The sequence below is a fragment of the Pseudanabaena sp. BC1403 genome, from assembly GCF_002914585.1.
In the GTDB taxonomy this organism is placed as follows: Bacteria; Cyanobacteriota; Cyanobacteriia; order Pseudanabaenales; family Pseudanabaenaceae; genus Pseudanabaena.
The window spans coordinates 1-12875 of record NZ_PDDM01000012.1 but is presented as its reverse complement, the minus strand read 5'-3'; the positions used below and the strand labels follow the sequence as shown (position 1 = coordinate 12875).

The 12875-nt window shown below is 43.6% G+C and carries 9 protein-coding genes; 6 read left to right on the top strand and 3 right to left on the bottom strand.

Annotated elements, in window-relative coordinates; translation table 11 throughout:
- Positions 1 to 96: 96 nt before the first annotated feature.
- Complete coding sequence (gene clpB / locus CQ839_RS12160; RefSeq protein ID WP_103668555.1) at positions 97 to 2769, bottom strand: ATP-dependent chaperone ClpB; 2673 nt, start codon at positions 2767 to 2769, stop codon at positions 97 to 99.
- A gap of 204 nt (positions 2770 to 2973) precedes the next feature.
- Between clpB and CQ839_RS12155 the strand changes: the two genes are divergently transcribed.
- A complete protein-coding gene (locus CQ839_RS12155; RefSeq protein WP_103668554.1) occupies positions 2974 to 3936 on the top strand; it encodes a hypothetical protein in 963 nt (320 codons plus the stop codon).
- Positions 3937 to 4109: 173 nt separating this feature from the next.
- Here the strand turns inward: CQ839_RS12155 and CQ839_RS12150 are convergent, their stop codons facing one another.
- A complete protein-coding gene (locus CQ839_RS12150) occupies positions 4110 to 4661 on the bottom strand; it encodes an Npun_F5560 family protein (RefSeq protein WP_103668553.1) in 552 nt (183 codons plus the stop codon).
- Positions 4658 to 4846, bottom strand: coding sequence for a hypothetical protein (locus tag CQ839_RS12145; RefSeq protein WP_103668552.1), 189 nt, complete (start codon positions 4844 to 4846; stop codon positions 4658 to 4660). The genes CQ839_RS12150 and CQ839_RS12145 overlap by 4 nt, the downstream gene beginning before the upstream one ends.
- A 207-nt stretch (positions 4847 to 5053) precedes the next feature.
- Between CQ839_RS12145 and CQ839_RS12140 the strand changes: the two genes are divergently transcribed.
- The 5 genes from CQ839_RS12140 to CQ839_RS12120 all read left to right on the top strand — a co-directional run bounded on the left by CQ839_RS12140 (position 5054) and on the right by CQ839_RS12120 (position 12650).
- Positions 5054 to 6442, top strand: coding sequence for a TldD/PmbA family protein (locus CQ839_RS12140; RefSeq protein ID WP_103668551.1), 1389 nt, complete (start codon positions 5054 to 5056; stop codon positions 6440 to 6442).
- Positions 6435 to 8063 carry a sensor histidine kinase gene (locus CQ839_RS12135; RefSeq protein ID WP_181016186.1) on the top strand — a complete coding sequence of 543 codons (1629 nt, stop codon included), beginning with the start codon at positions 6435 to 6437 and terminating at the stop codon, positions 8061 to 8063. Before CQ839_RS12140 ends, CQ839_RS12135 begins: the two co-directional genes overlap by 8 nt.
- Positions 8064 to 8300: 237 nt before the next feature.
- A complete protein-coding gene (gene acnB, locus CQ839_RS12130; protein WP_103668549.1) occupies positions 8301 to 10901 on the top strand; it encodes a bifunctional aconitate hydratase 2/2-methylisocitrate dehydratase in 2601 nt (866 codons plus the stop codon).
- A gap of 327 nt (positions 10902 to 11228) precedes the next feature.
- The gene (locus CQ839_RS12125) at positions 11229 to 11627 is read left to right on the top strand and encodes a DUF4189 domain-containing protein (RefSeq protein ID WP_103668548.1); all 399 of its coding nucleotides are present in this window, start codon (positions 11229 to 11231) and stop codon (positions 11625 to 11627) included.
- Positions 11628 to 11822: 195 nt separating this feature from the next.
- Positions 11823 to 12650, top strand: coding sequence for an A24 family peptidase (locus CQ839_RS12120; protein WP_103668547.1), 828 nt, complete (start codon positions 11823 to 11825; stop codon positions 12648 to 12650).
- Positions 12651 to 12875: the final 225 nt, after the last annotated feature.

Genomic DNA, 12875 nt, shown 5'->3' with positions numbered 1-12875 from the left:
CCTAGATGCTTGCATCAATCACGATTCGTAGGGGCAATTCATGAATTGCCCCTACGAATGAATGAGGCTTTCAAGTCGTTTTACGTAAGTTCTATACTAGCTAAAAACTAGTTTGTCATCCTCAACCGTGATCGAAATCTGATGACCTTCCGCAAAAGTTCCTTCTAGAATTTTATTGGCGATCGGATTTTCGATTTCCCTTTGAATCGCTCGTTTTAAAGGACGCGCACCATAGGAAGGATCATAGCCAACCGCAGCAATATAGTCTTTCGCTTCTTCGCTTAGTTTTAAAGAAATCTTGCGATCGCTAAGTCGATTCTCAATACGTTTAATTTGCAACGCGGCAATCGAGCGAATTTCATTGCGCCGTAAAGCATGGAAGATCACTGTCTCATCGATACGATTGAGAAATTCAGGACGGAAGTGATTGCGAAGGACATCAAGGACTTTATCGCGCATTTCATCATAGCGAGAGTCGCCATCAAGATCGCTGGATAAATCCTTTGATACTTCAAGAATGCGATCGCTACCGATATTACTGGTCATGATGATCACCGTGTTTTTGCAATCCACCAAGCGCCCTTGACTATCGGTAATCCTCCCATCATCGAGAACTTGTAAGAGAATATTAAATACATCAGGATGCGCCTTCTCGACCTCATCAAATAGTACTACTGAGTAAGGATGGCGACGCACGGCTTCAGAGAATTGTCCGCCTTCCTCATAGCCGACATATCCAGGAGGCGCACCGATTAATCGCGAAACCGAATGTTTCTCCATATATTCCGACATGTCGATCCGCACCATCGAGGCATCGGAATCAAATAGAAATTCGGCAAGGGTGCGAGCCAGCTCAGTTTTGCCCACGCCTGTGGGGCCCAAAAATAGGAATGAACCAATCGGGCGATTGGGATCGTTCATCCCCGCACGGGCTCGACGGATGGCTGAAGCCACCGAAGTTACCGCTTCTTCTTGACCAATAACGCGATCATGGAGGTGTTTTTCTAGAGTCAGTAATTTCTGCCGTTCTGACAGTAATAATTTGTTAAGAGGAATTCCAGTCCAACGCGCTACAATTTCGGCAATATCATCTTCAGTAACTTGCTCACGAGACAGAGAACCTTCAGAACCCGCAAGGCTAATTTCTAACTCAGCTTCATCAAGATTTTTCTCTAACTCAGTTAATTTTCCATATTTGAGTTCGGCGGCTTTGTTAAGATTGAACTCGCGCTCCATCTGATCGATTTGCTGCTTGGTTTGATCGATTTGTTCTTTTAGTGAACGTAAATTCGTCACGGCATCTTTTTCAAGTTGCCAACGATCATTGAGACTGGTAAAGCGATCGCTTAATTCATTCATCTCATTGTCAAGGCGTTCTAGTCGATCCTGTACGGCTTTGCTGCTCTTGTTCTTATAGACTACTTTGCCATCTGCTTCCATTCGTTCGACTGCGGTGGCATCTTTTTCTTTTTGCAAAGAAAATCTTTCCATCTCTAGCTGTCTGATCCGACGATCAATTTCATCTAGCTCTAGTGGTCGGGAATCCATTTCCATTTTTAATTTGGCTGCTGATTCATCCACAAGATCGATCGCTTTATCTGGCAAAAAACGATCGGTAATATAGCGATTAGAGAGAGTCGCCGCTGCTACTAGCGCTGAATCAGAAATAGTTACGCCATGGTGTAATTCGTAGCGCTCTTTTAAACCACGCAAAATCGAAATTGTATCTTCGACTGTCGGCTGCTCGATTAAAACTTGCTGAAAACGACGCTCTAGAGCTGCATCTTTCTCTATGTATTGACGATATTCATCTAAGGTCGTTGCTCCAATACAGCGCAATTCACCCCGTGCTAACATCGGCTTGAGAATATTTCCTGCATCCATTGCGCCCTGCTGTGTGGCTCCTGCACCCACCACAGTATGCAATTCATCAATGAATAGCACTATTTTACCATCGGAATTGAGAACTTCTTTTAGAACTGCTTTCAGGCGATCTTCAAATTCCCCCCGATATTTTGCCCCTGCAATCAGCGACCCCATGTCCATGCTAATAATTGTGCGGTCTTTGAGAGATTCTGGTACGTCGCCACGAATAATACGCTGGGCAAGTCCTTCTGCGATCGCTGTTTTACCAACCCCTGGTTCACCAATCAACACAGGATTGTTTTTAGTCCGCCGCGATAATACCTGCACCACCCGCCGAATCTCATCGTCACGACCAATCACAGGATCGAGTTTGCCTTGCTTCGCCTGTTCTGTAAGATCGCGACCATATTTTTCCAAAGCCGCATACTTTGCTTCAGGATTTTGATCGGTGATGGTCTGGCTACCCCGTAGTGATTTGATTGTTTCTTCTAATTTTTTGCGATCAATGCTTAAATCCCGATATAGCCGCTTACCGATGCGATCGTCATCGGCTAAGCCCAGCAGCATATGCTCAACTGCCATAAAGTCATCACCAAAGCCCTTGCGACTCTCCTCAGCACGATCGAGCCATACCTCCAAGCTGCGCCCCAAATACAACTGCTCTGGACTCGCCACACGAGCCTGTCGTCGCAAAAATTCTTCAACCTGTCGCCGCGCCCGCGCCATTGGTACAGACATCGCCGCAAATACATTTGTGGTTAAGCCATCTTCTTGCTCCAAGAGCGCCATCAGCAAATGCTCGACTTCAAGTTGTTGATGCTGCGATCGCCTTGCGACCTCTTGCGACTTGACGATCGCTTCCCATGCTTTTTCGGTAAATTTTTTCGGATCGGTTGGTTGCATTGACTTTGGTTACAGCAGGCTTAAGTGTGATTGCTAACGTTAGTTAAAATAAGTTTACAATATAGTTTCTTGTCTATAGCAAACCTAAATAGTTTGTGAGACTATGCGACGAAAGGGCGTACTCTCTTAGACTAGCTTTATACAAACTTAGATCGCGATCGCTGTTACCATCATTGATAATTTCTGGAAAGGAGAAAGCCTTCGATGTCCGTAGTCAATCAGCAAGAAGTTTTGGCAAGCTTTAAGGTTTTGGTAAGCATGGCAAAAGCCGACGGTAAACTGCTTGAAGAAGAGTTTTCCAGTCTTGCCGATACTTTTGAAGAAATCCATCTACCTGAAGGCGTTACCGTTGATCGCCTCTTGAATGAAGAAGATGAGCCAATCGATACATTATTGACCCAAATCACCAGCGAGATCGCGCAGGAGATGGTTTATCAGTCTGCCTATGCGATGGCAAATATCGATGGTGAGTGCAGTTCAGAAGAAAAAGAGCTTTTAGATAAAATTGGTGCAACTTTCACGAGTTCTAGGCTTTGGGGCAAACAAGAATGGCTGGAGACCCTAGAGCGTCGCTCCACCAAATCTTCTATCTCGGAACAGGTGCGTCAAATCGATGATCCTGATAAACGGGCTACTGAGGTTGAGAGTGCAACTACTGATGCTTGTTTTTTGAACGCAGTTTTAGGTGCTTTCCCCATTCCTGGGATCGCGATCGCCTTCGATATGTTGATCTATTGGAATCAACTTGATCTCGCTCAAGCGATCGGTCAAAGCTGGGGTTACGATCGCGCCAACGAAAATCTTCGTAAAGCTCTATTCGGGAGTTTAGGAATTACGGGTACAAGGATCGCAGTTAGTAATCTCGCTAAACTTGTTCCTGTTTTTGGCATGGTAGTTGGTGCAACTACTGCTTATGCAAGTACATGGGCGCTTGGCAAAGTTGCCAACGAATACTATGCATCTGGTGGCGAGATGGATACCTTTAGTCTCCGCCAAGCTTTTAAGCAAGCGAAGAAAGAGGGTGAAGCTGTTTACAAAACCAAAGCTGATGAAATTGCGGCGAAAAAACAAGCGATCGAGCCTCAAGTTCAGTTGCTAAATGAGGAACTGAAAGCAGGAAGTATTACTCCTGAAGAATATCAAGTGAAGCTCAAAGAGCTGCTTTAAAGAAAAAGGGGCGCATCGTCGCCCCTTTTCTTTTTCAAGAAACCACCGAGGTTTTTGGGTGCTCTCTCCTACTTGCCAATTATTCCAAACTAAAGTTTTTAACCAAAGTATTGCCTAAAACCCAAATAAAGAAAGGCGGCGCGAAGCGCCGCCTTTCTTTATTTGGGTTCTCTTTAGCCTAGTGCAGGTATAACTCTGGGTAGTTCAAGGCGTTGTTGAGCCGCAGGACGGCGGGTACGACCTGAGAGACGGAAACTGAGGCTTTGCAGCTCAATATGCAATTGGCGGTTTTCTTTTTGCAGTGCTTCAATCTTTTGTTTGATTGGAACAATCCGTTCGGCAAACTTTGCGCGATAAATATTTGGTAACTCCTGTACTACTTGCTCTAGCATCCGATTGCGATCGCTCATTTCTTGGATGGTGTGACGCAATTCTAAGGTTTCGCGATCTCGATCTTGGATTAGGGCTTGAGACAAAACTAATTGATTTTCGACCATTGCCAGCTTTTCTGCCAAACAGCGCATCTCTTCTGAATGATGCTCATGTACCTCCGCATTTGGCAAAAAGGCTGTATTTCCCTTTACCAAACGAAAAAGCTCTTCAGAAAGCTGCTGTACTAACAGATCCTTTTGTTCTAGATCAACCTTAAGTAAATTAATTTCCTTCTGAAGGTTGGCTGTCATGTCTTCTGAGGCATTCGCGAGTGCATTTACTGTGGCATTCATAGGTGCAATTCATTTAGGGAATTTAGGCTAAGATATATATCATAGAAGTACTCAATTGGCAATTTATATTTGTTGCCGACAGCAATTCTCACTTTAAAAATTAGTTTGCCAGTACCTGCGGCGCGAGAAAACTCAGGATTAGTTTCATAAGCAGGATTACTGTATAGCAAATTAACAATTCTCATTTTTAAAATCGGCTTTGAGGGAAGTTCTCCATCGGCAAACTTCCCTCAAAGCCGATTTTGTTTTTTAGCACCGTAGGTGCTAAAAAACAAAATCGGTTGCATAATTTAGAATTGCATAGGGCAAACATTATTTATCCACTAAAATGATTTTTTTGTGCGATAATTTCAATTAAAATGCATAAAAAGCTTTTCTTGTGAGCTTGATATATGAACATATGGCAATTTAAAGAGGAAATTTCGAGCTTAGTACAAAAATATAAACCCCATGTCGATTTTTTTGCGATTCGGTTAGAGCGATCGCAAGGGGTGGATATTTTTTTACGCAGTGGTAAAGTTGAAACTTTGAGTACGGGTATTTCGATTGGTGGTCAAGTGAGAGCTTGCCATCGAGGTGGGTGGGGATTTGCAAGTTTTAATGATCTACATAGTTTAGAAGCTAAACTACAAGAAGCGATCGCAGCGGCAAAATGGGTTGGCAATGAAGAAACAGAGCTTGCGGTCGTCGAGCCTGTACAAGCGAAGGTATCGCTAATTAAAGAAAATCCGCATCAAATTGAACTCATTGATAAAAAGAATTTGTGCGCTCACTACACAGATATTTTGCGATCGGTTTCTGATCGCGTAGTTAGTACCGCCGTCCGCTATGGAGACTGCACGCAGCAGGTAGTCTTTGCTACATCCGAAGGTACGATGATCGAGCAAGAATGGGCTGACTGGGAATTACGATGCTCCGCGATCGCAAGGGATGGGGAAACAATCCAAACTGGTCGCGAAACTTTCGGCTCAAGAATGGCTTATAGGGATTTGCTCAATTTGGATCAACAAGTAATTGGTGCGGCTCAACGCGCTGTCAGTGCGCTAGATTTACCTACTGTGCAAGGTAATACTTACACAGTAGTGATTGATCCGATTTTGGCAGGATTGTTTGTGCATGAAGCATTTGGGCATCTCTCAGAAGCGGATATGCTCTATGAAAATCCTGACATGTTAGAAACCATGAGCATTGGGAGAAGATTTGGCTCGACTGATTTACAAATTTTTGACGGAGCTGCTACTGCTGACCATCGCGGTAGTTATATTTATGACGATGAAGGTGTGCCTGCGACGACAACCCAGTTAATCGCAGATGGTGTATTAGTTGGAAGATTACACTCGCGGGAGACGGCAGGTAAATTGGGTGAAACAGTAACTGGTAATGCGCGATGTTTGGATTATCATTATCCACCAATCGTGAGAATGACGAATACTTGGATTGGGCGAGGTCAAACATCTGTCGTCGATTTGTTTAACGATATTCCGCTTGGTGTATATGCCAAAAACTGGCAAGGCGGGATGACTAATGGAGAGATGTTTACCTTTACCGCAGGTGAAGCGTGGATGATTCGCAATGGTAAAATCGCTGAGCCTGTCAAAGATGTTACGCTTTCAGGAAATGCTTTTGAGACATTGCAAGATATTGAGGCGATTGGCAATGACTTTGCATGGGACGAGTCAGGCGGTTGTGGCAAAGGAGGGCAAAGTGGCTTAGCGGTTGGTTGTGGTTCGCCAAGCTTAAGAATTAAGAATGCGATCGTCGGAGGTAATGCTCATGGCTAAAGTAGGGACAGAACTCAAAGAAGTTAATCTTCAATTAGTCCAAACGATCGCAGATCAACAACTGACAGAAGATCGCTTGAATTTGCAGCTCAATCGCTTAAGACTGATGTACGACTTTGTATCAGCCTTAAATTCTGCGCAATCAGTTAATGAAATTTATCAAATTGCGATAAATGGAATCTGTACCGCTCTACGAACTTCGCGTTCGGCCGTAATTGCTAAAGACTCTAATCATTGTTTAAAATATCTGGAATCAGTAGGAATTAGTCAAGACTACAAGCAATCTATTGAAGCATTCTTTGGAGCTTTATCTCATCAAATTGAACTCACATTCAGACCTTTTCCTTACTGCGCAATACTTCCTAGCGATCGCATCTTACAAAGTATATGCCAAGCTGAGAGTATTGGAGCCATAGCAGTATTTCCACTAGAATACGAACGTCGTCATTTGGGGGATATTGTCGCGTATTTTGATGTACCAAGGCAATTTACAGAAGAAGAAGTCCAGTTAACACAGACAATTGTTACTTATGTTGCGATCGCGCTAACCCGCAAGCAAGCAGAACTCGCTCTTAAAAGCAGTCAACAATTTATTCAACGAATTGCCGATACCACTCCTAACATTCTCTATATTTACGATATCGAAGAACATCGCAATATATACTGCAATCAAGCTATTACTCACCTTTTGGGATATACTCCCTCAGAGATTCAGTCAATGGGTAACTTACTACTAAATAAAGTTATTCATCCTGATGATTTAAAAAGAGTAAAAGAGCATTACGAACTTATTCAGAATAGAAGACTGGAAGAAAATCCTGAAGATTTGTTTCTCTTTGAATATCGAATGCGAGATATTCATGGCAAGTGGAAATGGTTTTATAGTCAAGAAACTGTTTTTTTTCGTAATGCAGATGGTACTGTTAAACAAACAATTGGTGCGGCATCTGATATCACGAAGTTAAAAGAAGTTGAATCAAGTTTGCAATCTTCACTTGCGGACAAAGAGGTACTATTAAGAGAAGTACATCATCGGGTTAAAAACAATCTTAGTGTAGTTGATAGCTTGCTATCAATGCAAGCTCGTTATATAAATGATGCAGAAGCTTTGAGAGCAATTTCCGATAGCCAACGACGTATTCATACAATGTCGTTAATTCATGAGCAATTATATCAATCTCATGATGTGGATAAGGTTGATTTTTGTGAATATCTACAGCGTCTAGTTGGTAATCTCTATAGTTCTACAAGTTTTAATACTAGCCAAGTTGAATTAAAGCTAGATATTAAGCCAACTCAATTGAATATTGATACGGCAATTTCCATAGGATTAATAGTCAATGAAATATTAACAAATGCTTTTAAATATGCATTCCCAAATAATAATACAGGCTTAATTGAAGTGATTTTATATAAATCGCTGGATGATGACAACTTGCATTTAATCATTCGTGATAATGGAGTTGGGATTCCTGAGAATATTGACTTTAAAGCAACTGCTTCTCTTGGTTTAAGACTGGTACGTATTATGACTCAACAATTGCGAGCTAGCTTAGATTTATCTTGTTCATCTGGCACAAGTTTTCATTTTACTTTGAATCCCAATCTCTGCAAAACCTAAAACATGTCAACGTAAACATAATTTCCGCGCCAAAGTTTAATAGGATCAATAATATAGCTATCCTCAGCAGATTATGAGAGTGTGCCCCAAATGGTCATAAATAGCTAGAACCCAAAAATCTGCACCGCCCGCTGTGCGGGCGGTGTAGATTTTTGGCTCTGACTTTTTAATTGTGCCGAGGTACTTAACTCTCGCAATCTGCCATATCTCAAATTACAGAATCAGAAATAACGACGTATGTTATCAGCCTACCGTGACCATGTTGCCGAACGCGCCCAGCAAGGGATTCCCCCTCTGCCCTTGAATGCCCAGCAAGCTTCGGCACTTTGTGATTTATTGCAAAAGCCTCCAGCAGGTGAAGAGGAGTTTTTACTATCGTTACTGCGCGATCGCATTCCCCCAGGAGTCGATCAGGCTGCCTATGTCAAAGCAGGATGGCTAACTGCGATCGCTAAAGGTGAATTGACATCACCTTTAGTTACACCGTCAAGAGCTGTGGAATTGCTCGGCACTATGGTCGGCGGCTATAACGTGCATACCCTCATCAATTTGCTAGAGAATGATGATTTAGGAGATCTTGCCGCAACTGCTCTCAAAAAGACTTTGCTGGTATTTGATGCCTTCAATCAAGTTTTGGAATTATCCAAGACTAATGCTAGAGCCAGAAGCGTAATCGAGTCATGGGCAGCAGCAGAATGGTTTACCAGTCGCCCTGCCTTGCCTGAAACTGTGACCGTGACCGTATTTAAAGTCACAGGCGAAATCAATACCGATGACTTTTCACCTGCATCTCAAGCCTTCTCACGTCCTGACATTCCCCTCCATGCGCTCTGCATGTTGGAATCAATGATGCCCACTGGTCTGAAAACCATTGCTGAACTCAAAGAAAAAGGTCATCCTGTCGCCTTTGTCGGCGATGTTGTGGGAACAGGTTCTTCTCGCAAATCAGCGATTAACTCGGTGTTGTGGCACATTGGCAACGATATTCCCTTTATCCCCAATAAGCGATCGGGCGGTGTGATTCTCGGAAGCACGATCGCTCCGATTTTCTTTAATACTGCTGAAGATGCTGGGGCTTTGCCGATTCAATGCGATGTCTCTAAATTAGAAACAGGCGATGTGATCACGATCCATACTCGTGCAGGCAAAATCACTAACTCCGCAGGCGAAACGATTTCCACATTTAGCCTCACTCCTGACACGATCGCCGACGAAGTTCGTGCTGGTGGCAGAATTCCTCTATTGATCGGTCGCAGCCTCACTGCCAAAACTCGTCAAGCGATCGGTTTACCCGCCAGCGATATTTTCATTCTTCCCTCCACACCTACCGACACAGGTAAAGGTTACACCCTCGCTCAAAAAATGGTGGGCAAAGCTTGTGGTGTCGCTGGTGTCCGCCCCTATACTTCCTGTGAACCGTTGATGACGACCGTTGGTTCTCAAGATACAACTGGCCCAATGACCCGTGACGAGTTGCAGGAACTCGCCTGTTTAGGATTTAGCGCTGACTTAGTGCTTCAGAGCTTTTGCCACACAGCCGCCTATCCTAAACCCACCGACATCAAAACCCATAAAGAACTTCCTGATTTCTTTGCAACCCGTGCAGGTGTGGCGCTGCGTCCCAATGATGGCATTATCCATTCTTGGTTAAATAGAATGCTCTTGCCCGATACAGTCGGCACTGGTGGCGATTCCCATACTCGTTTTCCCTTGGGTATTTCCTTCCCCGCAGGTTCAGGACTAGTCGCCTTCGCCGCCGCCTTGGGCATTATGCCCCTCGACATGCCTGAATCCGTATTAGTGCGCTTCACAGGTGAGTTGCAACCTGGTGTTACCCTGCGCGATGTCGTGAATGCGATTCCCTATATTGCCATTCAAAAAGGGTTGCTGACCGTTGAGAAGAAGAATAAAAAAAATGTCTTCGCTGGTCGAATCATGGAAATTGAAGGTTTGCCAGATCTCAAAGTAGAGCAAGCCTTTGAACTCACCGATGCCACAGCCGAGCGTTCCTGCTCTGGCAGCACGATTAAGCTCAGTACCGAGACAGTTGCCGAATACTTGCGATCGAATGTTGCTTTGATGAAGAACATGATCGCTCGCGGCTACAGCGATGCGAAAACGCTCTTGCGCCGTATCGCCAAAATGGAAGAATGGCTGGCTAATCCTGTGCTTATGGAAGCTGATCCCGATGCGGAATATGCGGAAATCATCGAGATCGATCTCAATGAAATCAAGGAGCCAATTGTGGCTGCACCCAACGATCCTGACAATGTGAAGTTACTCTCGGAAGTAGCAGGCGATCGCGTGGATGAAGTGTTTATCGGTTCCTGTATGACCAACATTGGTCACTATCGTGCCGCCGCTAAGGTTCTCGAAAAGGAAGCCGCCGTGAAAGCACGTCTCTGGATAGCACCACCGACACGCATGGATGAGTTCCAACTTAAAGAAGAAGGGATTTACAGCACTTTTGGTGTGGCTGGAGCCAGAACAGAAGTCCCTGGTTGCTCTCTCTGTATGGGTAATCAAGCCCGTGTTGCCGATGGCGCGACAGTCTTCTCTACTTCCACTCGCAACTTTAATAACCGCATGGGTAAGGATGCTCAAGTCTATCTCGGCTCTGCTGAGCTAGCAGCAGTTTGTGCCTTGCTAGGTAAGATTCCGACAGTGGAGGAGTATCAAGCGATCGTGACTCGTAAGATCGATCCTTTCGCCAGTGAACTCTATCGCTATCTAAATTTCGATCAAATCTCCAATTTTGAAGATCAAGGTCGGGTAATTGCATTAGAGGATATGCCTCGTATTGAGGACATTTTGGGTATGCCTGTCGCGGCGAAGTAGTTTGTTTTGCCTAGAACAAATCAAAACCCAAATTAATAAAGGCGGAGCAAAGCTCCGCCTTTATTAATTTGGGTTTTATGTCCTAAGCAAAACTTACATTGCTATAGCAGATAGGCTAAAGAGTATTCTCAATAAGAGCTATTTTTGCGGCTTTATTGAGAATATTGTTTGATTTAGAAATGGCTGAAATGCTTTCTAGGAAAACATTCTCTGCTTTTAATTCTCGGCTGATGTGTTACAAATATACTAACGGAGTTAAGCGAAATATAACTTGCGGGGTAATATACAAAATATAAAGCTTCAACAATAGTCTAGAGAGGATTGAGTATGTCTAAAAAATTCTGGAATTCTATAGTACTAGCTGCTGCCGTTATCATTCCGACAATTTCGGCAGGCGCGCTAGAGGCATTAGCTCAAAATAGCTATGGAGCGATTGCCCGCTCTCCTTCCACTCAAGACAAAGGCTATTCTTGGAATTATACAACTCGTGCTGCTGCTGAAAATAGAGCTTTGCAAGAATGTGAAGCTAGCTCTGCTCCAGGAGATTGTGAAGTACTGATGTGGACTCGTAATGCCTGTATGTCGATCGCAGAGGGTAGTAATGGAGCAGCAGGGACAGCTTGGTCAACTAGTAGTAGACAAGCAGAATCTAAAGCTCGCCAAGTCTGCCGTGATTATGATGGCGTAGATTGCAGGGTAACCCGCACGATATGCTTGCCTAAATAAATAGAATAAGAAAAGCGACGCTTGACCTATTCTATTTATTTAGACAGCGCTTTGTGCTCAAACCGAACCAATAAATTTTTTAAAAGTGTCGCTTTGCAACACTTTCCAAAAATTTATTGGTTCGGCTGCTCGAAAATTGCTTTAAATCAGATGGCAACATATATATTATTGATTTAACAACCTGTTTTAAATTTTTTGATATTAATCGAATCTCTTGTTTTACAATGTTTTGCGATCGCGCTTGGGGCTTGTATTGGGAGCTTCTTAAACGTGGTAATTTATCGCGTTCCTGCGGGCTTATCAATTCTGCATCCGCCCTCTCGTTGTCCCCATTGTCTGCGCCAGCTTGCGCCACGCGACAATATTCCGATTATTGGCTGGTTTCTGATTAAGGGCAAATGTCGTTATTGTCATACGCCTGTGTCATGGCGATATCCTGCGATCGAGGCTCTAACAGCGTTTCTGTTTTGGTGTGTGGCTGCATATTTCGGAACTTCTATACCAATTCTGACCTTATGTTTTTATGCCGCGTTTCTCAGTTGGCTGTTAGCGCTTGCAATGATCGACATTGATACGATGACATTACCTAATTCCTTAACGCAATCAGGATTGTTCTTAGGGCTAATTTATCAAGTTAGTATCGCCTCGCTTAGTAATGGCGATCGCCTAGCATTTCCTAGATTGTTGCTATTTGGTATTGGTGGAGCTGTACTCGGTATATGGCTTTTAGATATCATGCGAATTGCAGGCAAAATTTTTCTGCAAAAAGAAGCAATGGGTGGAGGTGATCCCAAACTAGCTGCCATGATCGGCATGTGGTTAGGTTGGCAAAATGTTTTGCTGACGCTCTTGATTGCTTCAGCGATCGGTACTCTTGTTGGGGCGATCGCCATAATTACTAAAGATTTAGGAAAACAGCAACCAATCCCATTTGGCCCCTTTTTAGCTCTAGGTGGTGCAATTTCTCTGTTCTTTGGTAAGTCGATTCTTTCAGCTTATCTTGGTTGGTTTGGACTGACCTGACAATAAAAAAAGGCGACGCGAAACGCTGACTTTTTTAACGCCGTATTTTTATTGTCAGGTTTTGATCATAAAGAATCACAAGAAATTAAAAAAGAGTGCTGCGCAGCACTCTTTTTTAATTTCTTGTGATTCTTCGAGCCCACATTCCGCTCTCAAAATAAGTAAAAAAACAATTAGGAATCAGGGAGAGGGAGAAGATAATAGCGACGACAAGCGGAGGGAAAG

Bases quoted from the DNA above. Each gene is read 5' to 3' on its own strand.
- clpB (WP_103668555.1), bottom strand. From the start codon at position 2,769: ATGCAACCAACCGATCCGAAAAAATTTACCGAAAAAGCATGGGAAGCG.
- CQ839_RS12155 (WP_103668554.1), top strand. From the start codon at position 2,974: ATGTCCGTAGTCAATCAGCAAGAAGTTTTGGCAAGCTTTAAGGTTTTG.
- CQ839_RS12150 (WP_103668553.1), bottom strand. From the start codon at position 4,661: ATGAATGCCACAGTAAATGCACTCGCGAATGCCTCAGAAGACATGACA.
- CQ839_RS12145 (WP_103668552.1), bottom strand. From the start codon at position 4,846: ATGAGAATTGTTAATTTGCTATACAGTAATCCTGCTTATGAAACTAAT.
- CQ839_RS12140 (WP_103668551.1), top strand. From the start codon at position 5,054: ATGAACATATGGCAATTTAAAGAGGAAATTTCGAGCTTAGTACAAAAA.
- CQ839_RS12135 (WP_181016186.1), top strand. From the start codon at position 6,435: ATGGCTAAAGTAGGGACAGAACTCAAAGAAGTTAATCTTCAATTAGTC.
- acnB (WP_103668549.1), top strand. From the start codon at position 8,301: ATGTTATCAGCCTACCGTGACCATGTTGCCGAACGCGCCCAGCAAGGG.
- CQ839_RS12125 (WP_103668548.1), top strand. From the start codon at position 11,229: ATGTCTAAAAAATTCTGGAATTCTATAGTACTAGCTGCTGCCGTTATC.